The organism is Micromonospora sp. CA-248260, assembly GCF_050942205.1.
GTDB classification, from domain to species: Bacteria; Actinomycetota; Actinomycetes; order Mycobacteriales; family Micromonosporaceae; genus Micromonospora; species Micromonospora antibiotica.
Map to the genome: position 1 here is coordinate 5,710,312 of NZ_CP192021.1, position 21,292 is coordinate 5,731,603.

Below are 21,292 nucleotides of genomic sequence, written 5' to 3' on the forward strand. Positions count from 1 at the left end.
GGTACGGCCCGCCGCGCCCACATCACCCCGCCAGGTCGGGTCCACGTCACTTTCGCTACCGCTGAGCTGGTGATGTTGACAAGATCACGGTACGGGTTCAGCGGGCGTGGGAAGGGTAGGTAACTCCGGCACGGGGTCCCAGATGCCGCAGCTACGCTCAGTACGCTCATCGCGGTGGACCCGTCAGCACCCGGAGGTGGCCGATCGTGACCGTCCGTAGCTCCTTTGTCGTTGTGGCCAACCGACTGCCGGTCGACGAGGTGAGCACACCCGAGGGGCGGCAGTGGCGACGCAGCCCGGGTGGGCTGGTGACCGCGCTGCACCCCGTCCTGGCCGAGCACCGGGGCACCTGGGTGGGCTGGGCCGGTGGCACCGGCGCCGCCCCGGAGCCGTTCGACCTGGAGGGCATCCGCCTGCATCCGGTGCCGTTGAGCGCCGAGGAGTTGGAACGCTACTACGAGGGCCAGTCCAACGCGACCATCTGGCCGCTCTATCACGACGCGGTCGAGACCCCCGCCTACAAGCGTCGCTGGCGGGAGGCGTACCGGCTGGTGAACGCCCGGTTCGCGGAGGCGGCGGCGGACGTCGCGGCCGAGGGCGCGACGGTCTGGGTGCAGGACTACCAGCTCCAGCTGGTCCCGGCGATGCTGCGCGAGCTGCGGCCGGATCTCAAGATCGGCTTCTTCCTGCACATCCCGTTCCCGCCGATCGAGCTGTTCATGCAGATGCCGTTCCGCACCGAGATCCTGCGCGGTCTGCTCGGCAGCGACCTGGTCGGTTTCCAGCAGCGGTTGGCGGCACAGAACTTCGTCCGGCTGGCCCGGCACCTGCTCGGGCTGCGCTACGAGGGCCAGATGATCCAGGTCGACGGGCGGCAGGTGAAGGCGGGCGCCTTCCCGATCTCCATCGAGACCAAGGAGATGGAGCGGCTGGCCGAGGACCCGGCGATCCAGGCCCGCGCCAAGCAGATCCGCGAGGAGTTGGGCAACCCGAAGACGATCATCCTGGGCGTCGACCGGCTCGACTACACCAAGGGCATCGAACTCCGTCTCAAGGCCTTCCGGGAACTCCTCTCTGACGGAAAGTTGACAGTTCCGGACGCGGTTATGGTGCAGGTCGCCACGCCCAGCCGCGAGCGCGTGGAGCACTACCAGGCACTTCGGGTCAAGGTGGAACGCGAGGTTGGTCGGATTAATGGCGAATTCGGCAGGGTCGGCGTGCCTGCGGTGCATTACCTGCATCAGTCGTACAGTCGCTCCGAACTGGCCGCGATGTACGTCGCGGCCGACGTGATGATGGTGACCCCGCTGCGAGACGGAATGAACCTGGTGGCCAAGGAGTACGTCGCATCGCGCGCCGACCAGGGCGGTGCGCTCGTGCTCAGCGAATTCGCCGGCGCGGCCACCGAGCTGCGTCAGGCGTTCCTGTGCAACCCGCACGACCCCGACGCCGTCAAGGACGCCCTCCTGCGGGCTGTACACGTAGAGAAGCCGGAGGCCCGCAGACGCATGCGGATCATGCAACGTCATCTGCGCACCCACGATGTGGGGCACTGGGCGAAGTCCTTTCTGACCGAGTTGGGCGCACCGGGAACGGAGGCCGAGTGAACGCCCCCACCGCCGAGATCATCACCCCCGCCGCCGGGACGATGGACCCGGAGCTGCTCGCCGCGATCGGACGCATCGCCCGCGTACCACAGCTCCTGGTCGCCTGCGACTACGACGGCACGCTCGCGCCGATCGTCGAGGACCCGAGCAAGGCGGTGCCGCTGCCCGAGTCGGTCGCCGCCGTCCGGGCGCTGGCCGCGCTGCCGCAGACCACCGTCGCGGTGGTCTCCGGGCGCGCGCTGCGCGACCTGGCCGCGCTGTCCCGGCTGCCCAACGAGATCCACCTCGTCGGCAGCCACGGCTCCGAGTTCGACATCGGCTTCGTCGAGCGGCTCTCCCCCGAGCTGGTCGCGGTCCGCACCCGGCTGCGCGACGCGCTGCGTGAGATCGCCCAGGCCCACCCGGGGGTGCGGCTGGAACGCAAGCCGGCCAGCGTCGCGGTGCACACCCGCGGGGTCGACCCGCAGGTCGCCGCCGCCGCCGTCGAGGCCGTCCGCAACGGGCCCGCGAAGTGGGACGACGTCACCGTCACCCAGGGCAAGGAGGTCATCGAGCTGTCGGTGGTCGCCACCCACAAGGGCACCGCGGTCGACCAGCTACGCACCCAGCTCTCGGCCAGCGCGGTGCTCTTCATCGGCGACGACGTCACCGACGAGAACGCCTTCGGCACCCTGCGTGGCCCCGACCTCGGCATCAAGATCGGCCCCGGGGACACCCAGGCGCACTACCGGGTGGCCGAACCGATCGAGGCGGCCCGGGCGCTCGGCCTGCTGCTGGAGACCCGACGGCACTGGCTCTTCGGCGAGCGGGCGGTGCCGATCGAACGGCACTCGATGCTGGCCAACGGGCGTACCGTCGCGCTGCTCACCCCCGAGGCCAAGGTCAGCTGGCTCTGCCACCCCAAGCCCGACTCGGCGGCGATCTTCGCCGACCTGGTCGGCGGCAGCCCCGCCGGGCACTTCACCGTCGGGCCGGAGCGCGGCGGCATCCCGCTGGGCCAGCGCTACCGCAACGGCACGATGACCGTGGAGACCCGCTGGTCGGGGCTCACCGTCACCGACTGGCTGGACCTGCCGGCCCGGGAGACCACCCCGGACGGCCCGGCCGTCATCACCGGCGACTCCACCCTCGTCCGGGTGCTCACCGGCTCCGGCCGGGCCCGCATCGAGTTCGCCCCCCGCCCGGAGTTCGGTCAGGTCGCCACCCAGCTCCAGCCGTCGGACGACGGCCTGCTGGTGCTCGGCTCCAACGAACCCGTCGCGCTCTACTCCCCCGGGGTGACCTGGCAGGTCCGCAACGACGGCGGCTACGAGACCGCGCACGCCGTGGTCGACCTCTCCGCCACCGGCGGCCAGGTGGTGCTGGAGCTGCGCTTCGGCACGCACAGCCTGGAGGACCACGCGGTCGCCGTCCACGACCGGCAGGCCAAGGCCGAGCAGCCCTGGAAGGACTGGGTGGCCTCGCTGCGGCTGCCCGCCACCGCCCGGGACCTGGTCGCCCGCAGCGCGCTCACCCTGCGCGGGCTCTGCCACGAGGCGACCGGCTCGATCCTGGCGGCGGCGACCACCTCGCTGCCGGAGGAGCTGGGCGGCGTCCGCAACTGGGACTACCGGTACTGCTGGCTGCGCGACGCGGCGATGACCGCGCGGGCCCTGGTCGACCTCGGCTCGATCGAGGAGGCCGAGGCGCTGCTGCGCTGGGTCGACGGCTGCATCGAGCGCACCGGCGGCCACCCCGAGCGGCTGCACCCGCTCTACACGGTGGACGGCTACGAGCTGGGTGCCGAGGCGGTCATCGACACCCTGCCCGGGTACGCCGGCTCCCGGCCGGTCCGGGTCGGCAACCTCGCCAACCACCAGCTCCAACTGGACGTCTTCGGCCCGATCGCCGACCTGATCGCGGCCGTCGCCGACGCCCGCGGTTCGGTCCGCGACGACGAGTGGCGGGTGCTGGACAACATGGTCGAGGCGGTCCGCCGCCGCTGGCACGAGCCCGACCACGGCATCTGGGAGGCCCGCCTCCCACCCCGGCACCACATCTTCTCCAAGGTGATGTGCTGGATGACCGTCGACCGGGCCCTGCACGTGGTGCGTCAGCACGACGGTGAGGACCGGCCGGAGTGGGTGGAGCTGCGCGACCGGATCGGCGCCAACGTGCTGGAGAACGGCTGGCACGAGGAGGTCGAGGCGTACAGCGTCGCGTACGGCGACGAGGACATGGATGCCTCCTCGCTCTGGATCGGGCTGTCCGGCCTGCTCCCGGGCGACGACCCGCGCTTCCTCTCCACCGTGCTCAAGATCGAGGCGGATCTGCGTAGCGGCCCGGTCGTCTACCGCTACCACTGGGACGACGGTCTGCCGGGCCGGGAGGGCGGCTTCCACATCTGCACGGCGTGGCTGATCGAGGCGTACCTGCGCACCGGTCGGCGTACCGACGCCGAGGAGCTGTTCGCCCAGATGGTCGACACCGCCGGCCCGACCGGGCTGCTCCCCGAGCAGTACGACCCGCTGGCCGAGCGGGGGCTGGGCAACCACCCGCAGGCGTACAGCCACCTCGGGCTGATCCGCTGTGCCCTGCTGCTGGACAACATGCTCAAGCAGTAGATCGACTGGTTCGATCGACTCGTCTGGTCGAAGGTAGCGGTGTCCCCGGGCGGGGACACCGCTACCTTCGCGAACGGGAGTCGATCACCCCCCGTGGCCCGGCGGGCGGGGTCAGGTGGCGAGGGCGTCGACCACGTCGCCGATCACCACGATGGCCGGGGGCCGCAGCCCCGCCCCGACCACGTCGGCCGCCACCGCGCCAAGGGTCGACCGCAGGCTGCGCTGACCACCCGTGGTGCCCTCCTGGATCACCGCGACCGGGGTGGCCGCGTCCCGGCCGTGCCGGGTCAGGGTGTCGGCGATGGCGGCCAGGTTCTTGAGCCCCATCAGCACCACCAGGGTGCCCCGCAGGCCGGCGAGGGCCTCCCAGCGCACCAGGGAGACCGGCGAGTCCGGAGCGACGTGGCCGGAGACCACCGTGAACTCGTGCGCCACCGCCCGGTGGGTGACCGGGACACCGACCGACGCCGGCACGGCCACGGCGCTGGTCACCCCGGGCACCACGGTCACCGGTACGCCGGCTTCCGCGCAGGCCAGCAACTCCTCCCCGCCACGCCCGAAGACGTACGGGTCGCCACCCTTGAGGCGTACCACGACCTTGCCGGCGAGCGCCCGGTCGACCAGGATCCGGTTGATCTCCTCCTGGGCGCGGGACGGCCCGTAGGGGATCTTCGCGGCGTCGACCAGCTCGACGTCGGGGCGCAACTCGTCCAGGAGCAACCCGGGCACCAGCCGGTCGGCGACCACCACCTCAGCCTCGGTGAGCAGCCGCCACCCCTTCACCGTGATCAGCTCCGGGTCGCCCGGTCCCGCGCCGACCAGTGACACCCGACCGACCGGGCCACCCGGACGGGTCGCGGCGTCGCCGGACCCGGCCGGCGTCGGCTCCGGCGGGCCCGCGAGGGGCGCGTCCGCCACCGGTTCACCCGGGTCGACCTCCCCCGGGTCGACGAGCGGGCCCGTCCGGGCGGTGAGCAGCTCCCGGACGGCGTCCCGGACCCCCATCGCCCGGTGCGGGTCCCCCCCGCCCAGCACGGCCACCGTCACCGGCCCGTGCCGGGTGACCGCCGGAGTCCACGCGGTGGCCGCCGTCCGGTCGTCGGCGCGGACGCAGAAGATCCGCCGTTCGGCGGCGACCGCGCTGACCGAGGCGGCGGCGAGCGGATCGTCCACCGCGACCTGCACCAGCCACGCCCCGTCGAGGTCGTCGGGGGCGAACCGGCGCGGCCGCCAGTGCAGCCGTCCGGCGTCGACGTGCGCCTGCAGGGCCGGGGTCACCTCGGGGGCGACCAACAGGACGTCCGCGCCGGCATCCAGCAGGGCGGGTACCCGGCGGCTGGCCACGGCGCCGCCGCCCACCACGACCACCCGGCGTCCGGCGAGCCGCAGGCCGAGGGGGTACGGGTTGGTGCTCACTTCTCGGAAACCCCCGCCGCGTCGAACGTCGCCACCTCGTGCAGCACCCGGACCGCTCCGGTGACCACCGGCAGGGCCAGCAGCGCGCCGGTGCCCTCGCCGAGGCGCAGCCCGAGGTCGACCAGCGGGTCGAGACCGAGGTGCCGCAGCGCCACGGTGGCGCCCGGCTCGGCGGAGCGGTGCCCGGCGACCATCGCGCCGACCGCGTCGGGGGCGAGGGCGGCGGCGGCGAGCGCGGCACTGACCGCGATCACCCCGTCGAGCAGCACCGGCACCCGGCGGGCCGCCGCGCCGAGGATCAGCCCGGTCAGCGCCGCGTGCTCCAGGCCACCGACGGCGGCCAGCACCCCCAACGGGTCGGCCGGGTCGGGCCGGTGCCGGTCCAGCGCCGCGCGCACCACGCCGACCTTGCGTCGGTACGTCTCGTCGTCCACCCCGGTGCCCCGGCCGGTCGCCTCGGCCGGGTCCACCCCGGTGAACGCGGCGATCAGCGCGGCGGCCGGCGTGGTGTTGGCGATCCCCATGTCGCCGGTGAGCAGCACGCCCGCCCCGGCGTCGAGCAGCTCACCGGCGACCCGGATGCCGACCTCCACCGCCGCCCGCGCCTCGTCCCGGGTGAGCGCGGCGGTGACCGTCATGTCCCGGGTGCCCCGCCGTACGTTCGCGTCGAGCAGGCGCGGCGGTGCCAGGGTGGTGCCGGTCGGGGCGGGCACGTCGGCGGGCGCGGCGTCGGCGGGCGGGAACGGCAGCGGCGCGGCCACGCCGACGTCGACCACGGTGACCGAGGCGCCGGCCTGTCGGGCGAACGCGTTGACCACCGCCCCGCCGGCCAGGAAGTTCCCGATCATCTGGGCGGTGACCTCCTGCGGCCACGGGGTGACCCGCTGGGCGTGCACACCGTGGTCACCGGCGAAGATCGCCACCGCCGCCGGTTCGGGCAGCGGCGGTGGGCAGGCCCCGGCCAGGCCGGCCAGGCGTACGGACAGCTCCTCCAGGGCGCCGAGTGAGCCGGCCGGCTTGGTCAGCCGGGCCTGGAGGTCCCGGGCTGCGGTCATCGCCGACCCGTCCAGCGGACCGATCGCCGCGATCGTCGTCTCCAGCATCATGCCTCCAGGATCTCCCTCAGTACCTCGATGAACGCGTCGGTGGTCGCCGGGTCGCGGACGGCGATCCGCAGCCAGTCCGGCCCCAGCCCGGGGAAGGTGTCACCGCGTCGGACGGCCCACCCGCGCTCGCGCAGCACCTGGCGCAACCGGTCGGCCCCGGGGCGGTGGATCAGGACGAAGGCGCTGGCCGGTCGGCCCACGACACGTACCCCGGGCAGGGCCGACAGGCGGCGCACCAGGTGGTCGCGGTCGACGGCGAGCCGGGCGGCGATGGCGCGCTCGGCGGCGGCCCCGGTCGGGGACGCGACGGCGGTGGCGGCGGCCAGCGCCGGGGTGGAGACGGCCCAGAGCGGTTGGACGGCGGCCAGCCGCGTCAGCAGCGCGGCCTCACCCAGCAGGTAGCCGATCCGCAGGCCGGCCAGACCCCAGGTCTTGGTCAGGCTGCGCACCACCACCAGGCCGGGCAGGTCGCGGCGGGTGGCGAGCGACTCCGGCTCACCTTCGACGCCGGGTACGCCCGTGGTGTCGGCGAACGCCTCGTCGACGACGAGCACCCGGCCGGGCCGGGCCAGGGCGGCCAGGTCGGCGGCGGGGTGCAGCACCGAGGTCGGGTTGGTCGGGTTGCCGATCATGACCAGGTCGGCGTCGGCCGGCACCCGGGCCGGGTCGAGCCGGAAGTCGTCGTCCGGGTCGAGCAGCACCCGCTCGACCCGGTGCCCGGCGGCCCGCAGCGCGGCCTCCGGCTCGGTGAACTGCGGGTGCACCACCACCGGCCGGCGTACCCCGCCCAGGGCGCGGGCGAGCAGCACGAAGCCCTCGGCGGCACCGGCGGTGAGCAGCACCTCCGCCGGTGGGCGGCCGTGCCGGGCGGCGACGGCGGCCCGGGCCTCCGGGGGTCGGGGTAGCCGGCCAGGTCGGCGAGGGCGGCGGTGAGCGGGCCGGCCAGCCAGTCCGGCATCGGGTCGCGGCGCACGTTGACGGCCAGGTCGACCAGGCCGGGGTGGCCTCGGCGTCCCCGTGGTGCGCGAGATCCGGCTCGGTCCCCGCGGACGGCCCGGTGCCGGCGGACGGCCACGTGCCGGCAGGCCCGGGGCCGGTCGGCGGGCCGGGAACGACGGGCCCCGGGCCGGTCGGCGGCTCGGTGCCGGTCGATTGCCCACGCATGACCGCGATCCTGCCGGGAAGCCGGCGCGGGGGACAGCCGATCCCGGCGTGGGCCACATCACGGCGGGGGGCCGCACCTCGGAGGCGTTCACGAGTTCTTCTCATGGATGAATCGGAAATGTCATAACTTGACCAGGTGAGCAATCGACCCCTTTCCGCCGCAGGCCGTTCCGTTCCCCTCCTCCGCGCCGGGCTGATCGCCGGCGTCGTGCTCGCCGCCGTGGCGTACCCGCTGGCCGCCGTGACCGGCCTGGGCGCCAAGGCCACCGCGCACGCCGTGGAGCACAAGACGAACATCCTGCGCACCGCACTGCCCGCCGAGACGTCCTACCTCTACGCGCCGGACGGCAAGACGATCCTGACGATGTTCTACGAGGAGTACCGGCAATACACCAAGTTGTCGGACATGTCGCCGAACATCCAGCAGGCCATCGTCGCCGCCGAGGACAACCGCTTCTACCAGCACTCGGGTGTCGACCCGAAGGGCGTGGCCCGTGCCTTCGTGGCCAACGCCCGCTCCAGCGGCGTCTCCCAGGGCGCCTCCACCCTGACCATGCAGTACGTCCGGATGGCGCTACGGGACAGCGCACAGACGCCGCAGGAGGTCCAGGAGGCCACCCAGCAGACCAGCCTGCGCAAGGTCAAGGAGATGCGGATGGCGCTGGACATCGAGAAGGAGCTGACCAAGGAGCAGATCCTGGAGCGCTACCTCAACTCGGCGTACTTCGGCCACCGGGCGTACGGCATCTACGCGGCGGCGCAGATCTTCTTCTCCAAGACCCCGGCCACCCTCACCCCCGTCGAGGCGGCCACCCTCGCCGGGCTGGTCAAGTCCCCCTCCGAGTACGACCCACTCAGCTCGGACCAGAAGGAGGCCACCGGCCGGCGCAACTACGTCCTCGACAAGATGACCCAGCTCGGCTACCTGTCCCCCGACGCCGCCGCGGTGGCCAATAACGAACCGATCCGGACCCGGCCCACCACCCCGGCCAACGACTGCGCCGCGATCTCCAGCGCCTACAACGCCTGGGGCTTCGCCTGCGACTACGTGAAGAACTGGTGGAGCGCGCAGCCCGCGTTCGGGGAGAACCGGCTGGAACGGATGGACAAGCTGCGCCGGGGCGGCTACCGGATCGTGCTGAGCCTCGACCCCAAGGTCCAGTCCGCCGCCGAGAAGAACGTCCGCGCCAAGGAGGGCGTCGGCAGCCCCTTCGCCAACGGGATCGTGGTCGCCGAACCGGGCACCGGACGGATCAAGGCGATGGCCGTGAACCGGACCTACTCCCTGGACATCGGCGGCAACGGGCCCAGCTCGAACCCCGAGGCCGATCCGAAGACGAAGGCGAACTACCCGAACACGGTCGCCCCGCTGCTCGGCGGCGGCACCCTCCCGGGCTACCAGGCCGGCTCGACGTTCAAGATGTTCCCGATGCTGGCCGCCCTGGACGCCGGGATGCCGCTGTCCACCGCGTTCGACTCGCCGTACCGCTACCGGTCGTCCGTCTACGACGGGTGGGCACCGTCCAACGCCAGTGGGGCGATGACCGGCCGGCAGACCATGTGGTCCGGGTTCGGCAAGTCGGTCAACACCTACTTCGTGCAGCTGGAGGAGAAGATCGGCGCGGATCGGGGGGTGCATCTCGCCGAGCAGTTGGGTCTGCGCTGGCGTACCGACGTCGACAAGGAACAGGCGTCACCGGCGAAGGCCAAGAAGTGGGGCGCGTTCACCCTGGGCGTCTCCGACGCCACCCCGCTGGAGATGGCCAACGCGTACGCCGCGATCGCCGCCGACGGCCGGTACTGCGAGGCGATGCCGGTCAACTCGATCACCAACCGGGACGGCACCCCGGCCACCTACAAGACCGCCGGTGGCATCGAACGGGAGGTCGCCAAGCCCCGCTGCCGGCAGGTGGTCAACGCCGACGCGGCCCGTGCCGCCACCGACGCCGCCCGCTGCCCCACCGGCGACACCCCGGCCAAGGGCACCTGCGGCGGCTGGTCGACGGCGGACAGCGTCCGCCGCACGGTGGGCCGCCCGGTCGCCGGCAAGACCGGCACCACGGACAGCACCCGGTCGGCCTGGTTCGTCGGCTACACCCCGGAACTGGCGGCGGCGAGCTTCATCGCCGACCCGGACAACCCGTTCAACGCCGTCGGCGACGGGCAGTCCCAGGTGCCGGTCAACGCGGTCGCCCAGACCCTGCGCGACGGTCTCAAGGGCACCCCGACCCGCCAGTTCACCCCACCGTCGGACGCCATCGTCGGCTGAAACCCGGGCCGACGGGTGCCGTCAGGCCGGGGCGGCGACGCCCTCGACCGGCGACGGCAGCGCCGCCGCCGTCACCAACCGGGTCGCGATCTCGGGGTACGCCACCCAGTGCAGGCCGAGCTGGGAGGCGTGCACCCCCCGCCAGACGAAACCCTCGGGCGTGCCACCCTCCCAGCTCCAGGCCGCCCGTGGCCCGGACCGGGGGGTGAGCACCGCGCCGTGCTGCTTGTAGCCCACCACCGTCGCACCCGCCCGGGCGACCACGCTGTCGGACTGGGCGGTCGCCTCTCGGTAGCCCACCACCAGACCGTCCCGGCTCGCGCCGATCGCGTCCAGCACCCCGCACATCGGCAACCCGTCCAGTTCCCGGGCCAGCCACAGTAGGCCGGTGCCCTCGGCGAGCACCGGGCGGCCGGTACGGGCCAGCTCGGCCACCGCGATGCAGAGCCGCCGGTTGGCCGACAGGTCCCGCGCGTACGACTCGGGTAGCGCACCCCCGACGACAAGCGCGCGGGTCCCGGCGGGCAGCGCCTCGTCGCGCAGCGGATCGACGGTGACCACCTGCGCCCCGACGGCCCGCAGCAGCTCGGCGGTCTCCGGGTGGCCGTAGCTGCCGCCGGGCCCCCCGGCCAGCGCCACCACCGGCGCGTCCGCCACCGGGGTCCCGGTGGCCGGCGACCAGGCCGCGACGGACAGCGCCGGAGCAGAGCGGGCCAGCGCGAGCAGGCGCTCCAGATCGACCGTGCCGGCGACCGCCTCACCGAGCCGGCGGACCGCCCGGGTCGCCTCCGCGTCGCGGGCGAGGACCGGCACCACGCCGTGCCGGCGCGCAGGCAGCACCGGGGGCAGCTCGTGGCGGCGCAACGCCCCGTAGACCGGCACCCCGACATCGTCGAGCGCCTCCCGCAGCATGGACTCGTGCCGGCCGGAGGCGACCTGGGTGAGGATCACCCCACCCAACCAGAGCTGCTCGTCGTACGAGCGGAAACCGTGCACCAGGGCCGCCACCGACTGCCCCATCGCCGCCACGTCGACCACCAGCACGACGGGGCTGCGCAGGGCGGTCGCGACCGCGGCGGTGGACTCCGCCTCGGGGCGGCCGGCGACCGAGTCGTACAGCCCCATGGTGCCCTGGACCAGGGCCAGCGCGGCACCCTGCGCGCCGTGGGCGAAGAGCGGCCCGAGGCGGTCGGCCCCGATCAGCCGGGGATCGAGGTTGCGACCGGGACGGCCGGCCGCCAGGCCGAGGTACGCGGCGTCCACGTGGTCCGGGCCGACCTTGAAACCGGCGACGTCGAGCCCCCGGTCGGCCAGCGCCGCCAGCAGGCCGACGGAGAGCGCATTGGTGCCGTGACCGGAGGACGGCGCGCTGAACACGAGGCGCGGCACGGCAGTCATCATCGACTCCTCGGTGGTGACGGACGGTGACCCGGACGGCCGCCAGGAACACCGGCGGCGATCCGCTCGCGTGACCATACCCGCCCGCATCAACAGGTGGGACCGCCGATCCGGTGCCACCCGGGCCGGTCCCGGGCCGTCGCGGAGGGTGGCCCCGGTCATACGGGTAGCCTCGTGCTGTGTACCGGTTCCTGCTGACCCCACGCTGGCTGGGCATCCTCGCGCTGACCCTGGTCGCCGCCGCCGTCATGGTGCTGCTCGGCAACTGGCAGCTGGACCGCTACCGGGAGCGCACCGCCGTCAACGAACGCATCGACGCCGGCACCGCGGGCACCCCCGCACCGCTACGGTCGACGCTGCCCGCCCCGACCGGCGGCGCGGGCACCGTCGGCCCAGCCCCCGCCGAGCAGGACGAATGGAGCCGGGTCACCGTCAGCGGCCGGTACGACGCCGCGAACGTCGTCCTGGTCCGGGGCCGCACGGTGGAGAGCAGGGTCGGCTTCGAGGTGCTCGCCCCGCTGGTGCTCGACGACGGCACGGCGGTGCTGGTCGACCGGGGTTGGGTCCCCCCGGCACCCGGCGGCGCGCTGGCGATGCCCGAGGTGCCGGCACTGCCGACCGGCACGGTGACCGTCGTCGGCCGGGTGCACCCCACCGAGAGCGGCGGCAACGGGGTGGACCGGCGCGACGGCCGGTTGGAGACCCGCCGGGTGACCGTGGACAAGCTGGCCCGGGAGTTGCCGTACCCGCTGCACGGGGCGTACCTGCTGCTCGACGAGCAGACCCCGGCGAACGACCCGACGTTCCGGGCGGTGCCGATCGGGCACACCAACAACTGGCAGAACTTCGGCTACGTCGTCCAGTGGTGGTTGTTCGCCGCGATGACGCTCTTCGGCTACGGCTGGGTGGCCCGGCGGGAGGCCCGCCGCGCCGCCGGCCTGGACGCCCCGAAGCCGCCCGTCGACCGAGCCGCCGAACCCGTCACCCCCGCCTGACCGCCCGACCAGCACTTTCGCCCGACCGGCACCCCCGCCTGGCCGCGATCCCCGCTGAACGGTCCCCTCCCGCAGCGCCAGGCACTTCACTGCCGACCAGGCTTGGCCGACCGGGTCGGTTCCCCCGGACGGACGGTACGGGTCCCAGCCGACCCGCGCCGCCCCACCGCCGGCGGACCTGGCACCAGCCGGGGCGGCGCATCATGGGTGCGCGTCCTTTCGAGCTGATGACGTCACAGCATCAACCGGTCGACCGCCGGGACCGTGCGACTCGGCCCATCACGCCCCGGTAGGCCTGACTCGTTCTCGTCATCACCTCGAAAGGGCGTACGACAGGCATCTACCCGGCCGGGCCGACAGGCCGGCACCACGCCGGAACACGGGGCGACGCCGAAACGCGGGGCGGGGCCGGGACATGGCACCACGCCGAAACGCGGCACCACACCGGGACGCGGGGCGACGCCGGACGCTGTATGGTCCGCAGGATGTTCAACGCGCGTGAGGTGTCGCGGTGACCTCCGACCCCGCCCCGTCGTACCCGTCCGATCCGCCCACGCCGGCGAACCCCGCCTACGATCCCTGGGCGCCGTCGCCGGACGTGCCCCCGGCCCCGGCGCAGCAGACACCTCCCACGGCCCCGTTCCCGACCGCACCTCCCCCGGCGGCGCCGGTCGACCTCTCCACCCCGTCGATGGGCGGCGGACCGTACTCGGCCCCGCCCGCACGGTTCTCCGCATCGCCAGACCAGTTCTCGGCCCCACCGGCCCAGTTCGCCACGTCACCGGCGCCGTTCCCGGCGCCGGCCGGGGTCGACCCGTACGCCGCGTCGATGGGCCAGCCGGGGCCGTACCCGCCGCGCTTCACCCCGCCGCCGGGGGCGATGGGTGGTCAGCAGCCGGTGGCGGTGCAGATCGGCGAGATCATGGTCACCCCGCCGGTGATCCGCACCCCGACCGGCGTGCTGCCCCTGGCTGGCGCCACCTGGTACGTGGCCGACTACTGGCAGCGGGAGGAGAAGATCGCCAGTTGGGCGATCGTCTGCGCCATCCTCGGCTTCTTCTGCCTGACCATCTTCAGCCTGCTCTTCCTGCTGATCAAGGAGACGCGGCACCACGGCACCGTGCAGGTGACGGTGACCAACGGCGGACACCAGTACGTGGCCCGCATCCCGGTCGTCGACCAGGCGCAGGTCCAGCAGATCAACAACCAGGTCAACTACGCCCGGTCGCTGTCCACGCTCTGACCGGCGTCCCACCGGGTACGGCTCAGCCGGTGAGCCGTCCGGCGTGCAGTGCCCGGACCGTGTCGATGGTGTCGGCCTCGGCAGCCGACTTGTCGTCGCGGTAACGCAGCACCCGGGCGAACCGCAGCGCCACCCCGCCCGGGTAGCGGGTGCTGGCGAGCACCCCGTCGAAGGCGATCTCGACCACCTGCTCGGGGCGGACCCGCACCACCCAGTCGCCGCGCTCCACGGCCAGCCCGAGGAAGCGTTCGGTCTGCCAGCGCAGCAACTCGTCGGTGAGCCCCTTGAAGGTCTTGCCGAGCATGACGAACTCACCGGTGCGCGGATCCCTCGCCCCGAGATGGAGGTTGGACAGCCAACCCTCCCGCCGGCCGCTGCCCCACTCCACCGCCAGCACGACCAGGTCGAGGGTGTGCCGGGGCTTGACCTTGACCCAGGCCGTGCCCCGGCGACCGGCGTCGTAGGGGGCGTCCGGAGACTTGACCACCACCCCCTCCTGACCGGCGTCGAGCGCGGCGGCGAACGCCGCGCCGGCCTGCTCGGGATCGTCGACCTCGACCCGACCGACCAGCAGCGACCCGTCGACCACGTCGGCGAGCCGGGCCCACCGCTGCCGGCCGGGCAGGTCGATCAGGTCGTCGCCGTCGAGGTGCAGCAGATCGAAGAAGTACGGCGTGAGCGCGGTCGCCTCGGCCAGCGGGGCCACGTCGGCCGCAGCGCTGGCGGCGGGGGCACCGTCGGCGGAGGTCGCAGCGTCGGCGGAGGTCGCAGCGGTCGCGGCGGCGGTGGCCCGGCGGGCCGCCCGGCTGGAGGTCTGCGGGAACGGCAACGGGCGGCCTGCGGTGTCCAACCCGATCGCCTCGCCGTCGAGCACCAGCTCCCGGGCCGGCAACGCACGCACGGCGGCCACCACGCCGGGCACCCGGTCGGTGATCTCGTCGAGGCTGCGGGTGAAGACCGCGACGTCGTCGCCGTTGCGGTGCACCTGGATGCGGATGCCGTCGAGTTTCACGTCGACCACCGCCGGGACCCCGGTGGCCTGGAGCGCGGCATCGACCGAGGGTGCGCTCTGGGCCAACATCGGCGCGAGCGGCCGGCCCACCTGGAGCCCGAACCCGGCCAGTGCGGCGGCCCCGCCGGTGCGGGCGGCCAGCGCGACGGCCCGCAGGTCACCGGCGAGCAGCAGGGCGCGGCGGACCGCCGTCACCGGCACCTCGGCGGCCCGGGCGATGGCGTCGGCGAGCAGGCCCGCCTGGGCGCCCTGGCGCAGCTCGCCACGGAACAGGTCGACCAACAGCCGCTGCTCGTCGGCGGTGGCGGCACCCAGGAGGGCGGCGAGCAGGTGCCGGCGGCGGGCCTGGGAACCGGGGCCGTGCACGGCCGCGATCTCGTCGATCGCCGCGTCGACAGCGGTCACGGTCAGGGTCGGCCCGGCGGCCGGTGGCGGCAGTTCGCGCAGGCTGGCCCAGCCCACGCCGGTCTGCCGCTGGCGCAGCTCACCGGCGAGATAGCCGGAGCCGACCGACACCTCGGACGGGTCGAGCGCCCGCAGCGCGCCAGCCAGCAACTCCACCTTGGCGCGTCGGCCGGAGGTGGCCGCGACGGCCGCGGAGGTGGCTGCCAGGTCGAGGAACCGCACGCACCTCATCCTGCCAGCCACCCCCGACATCACCCGGGTATTGCCGTACCCGGGCCGTCCCGATCGGGCCGTCCTCCCCAACGGCACCGGGTGTGACCACCCGGACCACGGCTCAGGCCGAGACGGGCTCCTCGATGCGCAGACCCCGGGCGCGGACGCCGTCGGCGACCCGGGACAACACCCCGTCCAGGGCGACCAACACCGCCGAAAGCTCGCCGAGCTGTTCCTTGAGCGTGTCCTCGGGCCACGCGGAGACGTCGACGTCTCCCAGAGCGCTCACGGCGGCTTCCAGCCGCGTCATCACGTCGTTCGTACGCATGTTCGAAAGGCTATACCAGCCTGCCGTCCGACACGCCGCAAACTCCGACAACGACCCCGAAATTTGTGGTTCCGCGGCCTAACCGGCCTGCCGCCCCTGCTCGGCCACCCCGGCCAGCAACAGCGCCTCGGCCAGGCAGACCCGGGCGAACTCACCGAGGTGCAGGCTCTCGTTCGGGCCGTGCGCCCGCGCGTGCGGGTCCTCCACCCCGGTGACCAGGATCGCCGCCTGCGGGAACATCTCCTGGAAGGTGGCGATGAACGGGATCGAACCGCCGACGCCGATGTCCACCGGCTCGGTGCCGTCCCAGGCGGCCCGGAACGCCGCGCGGGCCGCGTCGAACATCGGCCCCGACGCGTCGATGACACACGGGTCACCGTCGTGCTCCAGGGTCACCGCCACCCGGGCACCCCACGGGGCGTGCTGCTCCAGATGGGCACACACCGCGTCGTACGCCCGCTTGGGGTCGTCACCCGGCGCCAGCCGTACGCTCAGCTTGGCCTTCGCCGCCGGGACCAGAGCGTTCGGTGCCTCACCGGTGGCCGGGGCGTCGATGCCGAGCACGGCCAACGCCGGCCTCGTCCAGAGCCGGTCGGTGATCCGGCCGCTGCCGATCAGCGACACCCCCTCGACCAGCCCGGCCTCGGCCCGGAACCGGTCCTGCGGATAGTCGACGGCGGCACCGGTCCGGCTGGTCAGGCCCGCGACGGCCACGTCTCCGGCATCGTCGTGCAGGGTCGCCAGCAGACGCACCAGCGCGGTCAGCGCATCCGGCACGGCACCGCCGAACATGCCGCTGTGCACCGCGTGGTCCAGGGTGCGCAGCTCGACGAACAGGTTGACCACGCCGCGCAGCGAGGTGGTCAGGGCCGGTACGCCCACGTCCCAGTTGGTGGAGTCGGCGATCACGATGACGTCCGAGGCGATCTCCTCCCGGTGCTCGGCGAGCAGCCGCTCCAGCGAGTCGGAGCCGTACTCCTCCTCACCCTCGATGAACAGCACCACGCCGACCGGGAGTCGGTCACCGAAGGCGCGCAGGGCGGCGACGTGCGCCATGATGCCGGCCTTGTCGTCGGCCGCGCCGCGCCCGTAGAGGCGGCCGTCCCGCTCGACCGGCTCGAACGGCTCGGACTCCCACAGCGACAGGTCGCCGACGGGCTGCACGTCGTGGTGGGCGTACATCAGCACGGTGGGTGCGCCGGGCGGGGCGGCCCTCGTCCCGATCACGGCGGGTTGGCCGCCCGACCGCACGATCCGCACGTCGAGGTCGCAGCCGCGCAGCAACTCGGCGACCGCCTCGGCGGAGCGCTCGACGTGCGAGTGGTCGAAGCCCTCGAACGCGATGCCGGGGATGCGGACGAGGCGTTCGAGGTCGGCACGGACACCGGGCAGCTCCCGCGCGACGGCGGCCCGTACCTCGGACTCGGACATGATCGGTGAGGTCATGACCGGCATCGTATGCCGGCCTTACCGGGAGGTACCCGGCGAGCCGGAACCGGCAGCGACCGTCCCCTGCACGGGCGTCAGACCGGGGTCAGCGGAGTCAGGCCGGGTCGACCGGGGCGGCGGGCGGCGGACGTAGTAGTGGTCCCGGTCGTGCGGCAGCGTCGGTGCCCCGTCGACCACCAGGTCCACGGCGGCGGCCGTCCGGTCGGCGGCGAAGTGGGTCTCCTCCCCGGCGTGCCAGCGCCGCAGCTCCGGCAGGAGCTGCACCCCGTCCCGGTCCAGCGCGCGGCGCAGCCGCAGCCCGGCCGGGGCGGTGACCTGCACCGACAGGGTCAGCTCCGGCCGGATCGCCGCCCGCGCCGCGCTCACCCCCTCCAGCAGCAGCACCGGCGCGACCGGCACCGGCACCGCGCGGGGCAGGAACGACCGCCGCACCCAGCTGTACCGCTGGTAGGACCCCGGTCGGCCGGCCCGCAGCGGGGCGAGCACCCGTCGCTCCAGCCGGGTCCAGAAGGTGAACTGGTCGTCCCAGCCGTCGAGCAGGTCGTCGGTGTGCACCACCGGTGGCCGCCCGCCGTCGGGCAGGGCGGCCAGGGCGTCCGCGAGGCGCGCGGTGAACACGCTCTTGCCCGCGCCGCTGGGCCCGTCGACGGCCACCAGTCGGGTACGCCCCAACCGGGCGGGTCCGCCGAGCACCCGGCGGGCCAGCGTCGCGTACGCCTCCACCAGGGCCACCGTCACACTGGTGACGCTAGCGGGTGTCCCCCGTGAGCCTGGTTCCGCCGTGGGGAGTGCTGTTCGTCAGGCGGGGGTGCGGGGGCCGGGGCATGATCTGGACGTGCTCAATGACGTGATGAGTCCCGGTGTGGACGCCCTGCTGGAACAGGCCCGAGCCGGGCTGCGGCGGCTGAGTCCTCAACAGACGGTCGAGGCGGTACGGGCGGGTGCGCTGCTGGTCGACACGCGTACCGAGGGTCAACGCCACGAGCAGGGGGAACTGCCCGGCGCGATCGTCATCGACCGGACGGTGCTGGAGTGGCGGCTGGACCCGGCCAGCGACTGGCGCATCCCCGAGTCGACCGGCTACGACCGGGAGATCGTGGTGGTGTGCCGGCACGGCTACAGCTCCAGCCTGGCGGCGGCCAGCCTCCAGGCGTTGGGCCTGCGCAACGCCACCGACATGACGGGCGGTGTGCAGGCGTGGCGGGAGGCGGGGCTGCCCCTGTCCGACCGCCCCGCCGACGTCCGGCTCTGAGCGGGCCGGTGACGGCGAGGCCCGCCTCTGAAAGGTGCCCGGCGGGGGCCGCCGACGTCCGGCTCTGACGACCCGCCGGTGGCCGGGCCACGGGCGGCACGATCGCCGCGACCGGCCGGTGCGGGCGGGACGGTCAGTTCGTCGGTGGTGCGCCGGGCGGGATGAACGGGAGGCCGGCGGGGGCGCCGGTCTCGACGAGCCGCCACAGCGCGGCCGTGTCCAGGTGCTCCTCGACCAGGTCACCGAGCAGGTCGAGGGAGCGTTCGCGGGCGGCGGCGAAGCTGGTGTCGGGTGCGACCGTGAAGCCGTGCCGCCCGGCCGACCGGGCCACCTCGGTGAGGAACCGGCGGCGGAACCCGTCGGACTCGAACGCACCGTGCCAGTGGGTGCCGTGCACCGCGCCGAGCCGGGCGCCTTCGGGACGGCCGTCGGCGTGGTGCAGCAGCGGGGGCAGCGCCGGATCGGCGGCGGAGACGAACCCGTGGTGGATCTCGTAGCCGCGCACCGGGACGTCGGCGGCGGTGCCGACGGCGGGCCGGACGGTCTTGCCCGGATCGAAGGTGATCTCGATGGGCAGCAGGCCCAGGCCGGGGACGCTGCCCTGCCGGCTCTCCACCGGGTCGTGGATGGCCGTGGCCAGCATCTGGAACCCGCCGCAGATGCCGAGCAGCGGCCGGCCGGCGGCGGCGTGCGCGGTGACCGCCTCGGCGAGCCCGGTCTCCCGCAGCCAGGCCAGGTCGGCGACGGTGGACTTGGAGCCGGGCAGGACGACCAGGTCGGCGGCGGCCAGCTCGGCGGGTTCGACGGTGAGCCGGACCCGGACCCCCGGCTCGGTGGCGAGGGCCTCCACGTCGGTGGCGTTGCTGATCCGGGGCAGCCGGACCACCGCGACGTCGAGCCATTCGGTGCCGTACGGGGCGGCGGGCCGGCCGAGCACCCGCCCGTAGGCCAGCGAGTCCTCGGCGTCGAGCCACAGGTCGAGCTGCCAGGGCAGCACCCCGTAGGTGGGCCGGCCGGTCACCCGGTGCAGCATGTCGAGCCCGGGGCGGAGCAGACCCAGATCGCCCCGGAACTTGTTGATCACGAAGCCGGCGATCAGCGCCTGGTCGGCGGGGTCGAGCAGGGCGACCGTGCCGAACATCGAGGCGAACACGCCGCCCCGGTCGATGTCGCCGACCACGATGGTGGGCAGACCGGCGTGCCGGGCGAGCCCCATGTTGACGTAGTCGCCGGCCCGCAGGTTGATCTCGGCGGGGCTGCCGGCCCCCTCACAGATCACCACGTCGTACGTTGCCCGCAGTTCGGCCAGAGCCGCGTACGCCGTCTCGGCGAGCCTGGGTCGCATGGTACGGAAGTTGCCGGCGGTGACCGTGTCGACGGCCTCCCCGAGCAGCACCACCTGACTGGCCAGGTCGCTGCCCGGTTTGAGCAGCACCGGGTTGAACCGCAGGTCGGGGGTGAGGCCACAGGCGGCGGCCTGCATCGCCTGGGCCCGACCGATCTCACCGCCACGCCCGTCGGGGCCGACCACCACGGCGGAGTTGTTCGACATGTTCTGCGCCTTGAACGGCGCGACGGCGACCCCCTGCCGGTGCAACCAGCGGCAGATGCCGGCGGTCAGCACGCTCTTGCCCGCGTCGGAGGTGGTGCCCGCGACGAGCAGCCCTCCGCTCACCGTCCGCTCACCCGGCCGGCGGTGCCGAGACGGGCGACGATCTGCCGGGCCGGTCGACGCAGCAGGGTGCGGCCGGCGGCGGTGGCCAGCGGGCGGCCGGTCAACGGCCAGGCGGCAGCCAGCGCGAGGGCGGCCAGGCCGACCGTCCCGGACAGCCGGCCGGCCCGTTCCAGGTGCCGGGCCTCGGGGCGTGGGCCGTCACCGAGGAACGGTCGCACCTCGGACCGCCCGAAGTAGACGTTGCGGCCGCCCAGCCGGACGCCCAGCGCGCCGGCCATGGCCGCCTCGCACTGCCCGGCGTTGGGGCTGGGGTGGTCGTGGCGGTCCCGTCGCCAGACCTGCCAGGCCCGCTCCCGGTCGCCGTACACGGTGGGCGCGGCGGCGACGGTGAGCAGCCCGGTCAGTCGGGCCGGCACCAGGTTGAGCAGGTCGTCGAGCCGGGCGGCCGGGGTGCCGAACCGGGCGTAGCGGGGTGAGCGGTGCCCGACCATCGCGTCGAGGGTGTTGGCCGCCCGGTAGCCGAGCAGCCCGGGCAGCCCGGCGAGGGCACCCCAGACCAGCGGGGCGACCACCGCGTCGGAGGTGTTCTCGGCGACCGACTCGACGGTGGCGCGGGCCAACTCGCTCTCGTCGAGCCGGGACGGGTCCCGGCCGCAGAGGTGTCCGAGCCGGTGCCGGGCCGTCGGCAGGTCACCGGCGCGCAGGGCGGTGCCCATCACCGTCGCCTCGTGGCGCAGGGTCCGACCGCCGAGCACGGTCCAGGTGCCGGCGGCCACGACCAGGGCCCGGGCCACCGGGTGTCGCCGGGTGGCCCGGCTGGCGACCGCACCGAGCAGCACCGGCGCACCCACGGCCACGGCGGTGAAGACCGTTCCCGCCCGACGATCGGCGCGGTAGACCCGACGTTCCAGGGCACCGGCGGCCCGACCGAAACCGGCCACCGGATGCCAGCGCCGTGGATCGCCGAGCAGGCTGTCCAGCGCGTACCCGGCCACCAGGCCGACCGCGTCCGCCGCCGCTGTGCGCCGCCCCACCCGCACCACCTCCGGCCGGCCAGCCTAGTCGTACGCGGGGTGGCCACGTCGCCGTCGCCACCCCGCCCCCGTTCGTACGCACCGCGACCCGCGCCCCTTCCCCGGCGCGGGCCGGCGGCTCAG

General features: G+C 74.1%; 15 protein-coding genes and 1 pseudogene. 6 read left to right on the forward strand and 10 right to left on the reverse strand.

Annotated features, from left to right (window positions below; genetic code table 11):
• The first annotated feature begins 206 nt into the window (after positions 1–206).
• The gene (locus ACQP2H_RS24580; protein WP_208570450.1) at positions 207–1,607 is read left to right on the forward strand and encodes an alpha,alpha-trehalose-phosphate synthase (UDP-forming); all 1,401 of its coding nucleotides are present in this window, start codon (positions 207–209) and stop codon (positions 1,605–1,607) included.
• Between the two features lie 41 nt (positions 1,608–1,648).
• The gene (otsB, locus tag ACQP2H_RS24585; protein WP_208570485.1) at positions 1,649–4,210 is read left to right on the forward strand and encodes a trehalose-phosphatase; all 2,562 of its coding nucleotides are present in this window, start codon (positions 1,649–1,651) and stop codon (positions 4,208–4,210) included.
• A 111-nt stretch (positions 4,211–4,321) separates the two neighbouring features.
• On the opposite strand, the gene cobA is transcribed toward otsB, so the two are convergent.
• From cobA to cobC, 3 genes and pseudogenes are all read right to left on the reverse strand, one after another.
• On the reverse strand, positions 4,322–5,626 hold the full coding sequence (gene cobA, locus ACQP2H_RS24590) for a uroporphyrinogen-III C-methyltransferase (RefSeq protein WP_433229046.1): 1,305 nt from the start codon (positions 5,624–5,626) through the stop codon (positions 4,322–4,324).
• Complete coding sequence (gene cobT / locus ACQP2H_RS24595) at positions 5,623–6,729, reverse strand: nicotinate-nucleotide--dimethylbenzimidazole phosphoribosyltransferase (protein WP_357535256.1); 1,107 nt, start codon at positions 6,727–6,729, stop codon at positions 5,623–5,625. Before cobT ends, cobA begins: the two co-directional genes overlap by 4 nt.
• Positions 6,729–7,896 (reverse strand): annotated as a pseudogene (cobC, locus tag ACQP2H_RS24600) (Rv2231c family pyridoxal phosphate-dependent protein CobC). The gene cobT and the pseudogene cobC overlap by 1 nt, the downstream one beginning before the upstream one ends.
• 136 nt (positions 7,897–8,032) lie before the next feature.
• Here cobC and ACQP2H_RS24605 point away from each other — a divergent pair.
• A complete protein-coding gene (locus ACQP2H_RS24605; RefSeq protein WP_433229048.1) occupies positions 8,033–10,165 on the forward strand; it encodes a transglycosylase domain-containing protein in 2,133 nt (710 codons plus the stop codon).
• A 21-nt stretch (positions 10,166–10,186) separates the two neighbouring features.
• Here ACQP2H_RS24605 and ACQP2H_RS24610 read toward each other — a convergent pair whose 3' ends face one another.
• The gene (locus ACQP2H_RS24610; RefSeq protein WP_208570446.1) at positions 10,187–11,563 is read right to left on the reverse strand and encodes a cobyrinate a,c-diamide synthase; all 1,377 of its coding nucleotides are present in this window, start codon (positions 11,561–11,563) and stop codon (positions 10,187–10,189) included.
• Between the two features lie 179 nt (positions 11,564–11,742).
• On the opposite strand from ACQP2H_RS24610, the gene ACQP2H_RS24615 reads away from it, so the two are divergent.
• Both ACQP2H_RS24615 and ACQP2H_RS24620 read left to right on the forward strand, forming a co-directional pair.
• Positions 11,743–12,558: an SURF1 family cytochrome oxidase biogenesis protein gene (locus tag ACQP2H_RS24615; protein WP_219464349.1), complete on the forward strand. Its 816-nt coding sequence runs from the start codon at positions 11,743–11,745 to the stop codon at positions 12,556–12,558.
• A 511-nt stretch (positions 12,559–13,069) separates the two neighbouring features.
• Positions 13,070–13,801 (forward strand): hypothetical protein, encoded by a 732-nt coding sequence (locus ACQP2H_RS24620; RefSeq protein ID WP_433229051.1) that lies wholly within the window; start codon positions 13,070–13,072, stop codon positions 13,799–13,801.
• Between the two features lie 22 nt (positions 13,802–13,823).
• Here ACQP2H_RS24620 and ACQP2H_RS24625 read toward each other — a convergent pair whose 3' ends face one another.
• From ACQP2H_RS24625 to ACQP2H_RS24640, 4 genes are all read right to left on the reverse strand, one after another.
• Positions 13,824–15,449 (reverse strand): ATP-dependent DNA ligase, encoded by a 1,626-nt coding sequence (locus ACQP2H_RS24625; protein WP_433229053.1) that lies wholly within the window; start codon positions 15,447–15,449, stop codon positions 13,824–13,826.
• Between the two features lie 103 nt (positions 15,450–15,552).
• Positions 15,553–15,759 carry a hypothetical protein gene (locus ACQP2H_RS24630; RefSeq protein ID WP_208570443.1) on the reverse strand — a complete coding sequence of 69 codons (207 nt, stop codon included), beginning with the start codon at positions 15,757–15,759 and terminating at the stop codon, positions 15,553–15,555.
• Between the two features lie 78 nt (positions 15,760–15,837).
• Positions 15,838–17,190, reverse strand: coding sequence for a dipeptidase (locus tag ACQP2H_RS24635; RefSeq protein WP_208570482.1), 1,353 nt, complete (start codon positions 17,188–17,190; stop codon positions 15,838–15,840).
• 36 nt (positions 17,191–17,226) lie between these two features.
• Positions 17,227–17,946 (reverse strand): uridine kinase family protein, encoded by a 720-nt coding sequence (locus ACQP2H_RS24640; RefSeq protein ID WP_363823044.1) that lies wholly within the window; start codon positions 17,944–17,946, stop codon positions 17,227–17,229.
• A 112-nt stretch (positions 17,947–18,058) separates the two neighbouring features.
• Between ACQP2H_RS24640 and ACQP2H_RS24645 the strand changes: the two genes are divergently transcribed.
• Positions 18,059–18,460, forward strand: coding sequence for a rhodanese-like domain-containing protein (locus ACQP2H_RS24645; protein WP_219470309.1), 402 nt, complete (start codon positions 18,059–18,061; stop codon positions 18,458–18,460).
• A 133-nt stretch (positions 18,461–18,593) separates the two neighbouring features.
• On the opposite strand, the gene ACQP2H_RS24650 is transcribed toward ACQP2H_RS24645, so the two are convergent.
• On the reverse strand, positions 18,594–20,135 hold the full coding sequence (locus ACQP2H_RS24650; RefSeq protein WP_219464352.1) for a cobyric acid synthase: 1,542 nt from the start codon (positions 20,133–20,135) through the stop codon (positions 18,594–18,596).
• Entirely contained in the window at positions 20,132–21,169 is a 1,038-nt protein-coding gene (locus tag ACQP2H_RS24655) for a cobalamin biosynthesis protein (protein WP_433229056.1), read from the reverse strand. The genes ACQP2H_RS24650 and ACQP2H_RS24655 overlap by 4 nt, the downstream gene beginning before the upstream one ends.
• Positions 21,170–21,292: the final 123 nt, after the last annotated feature.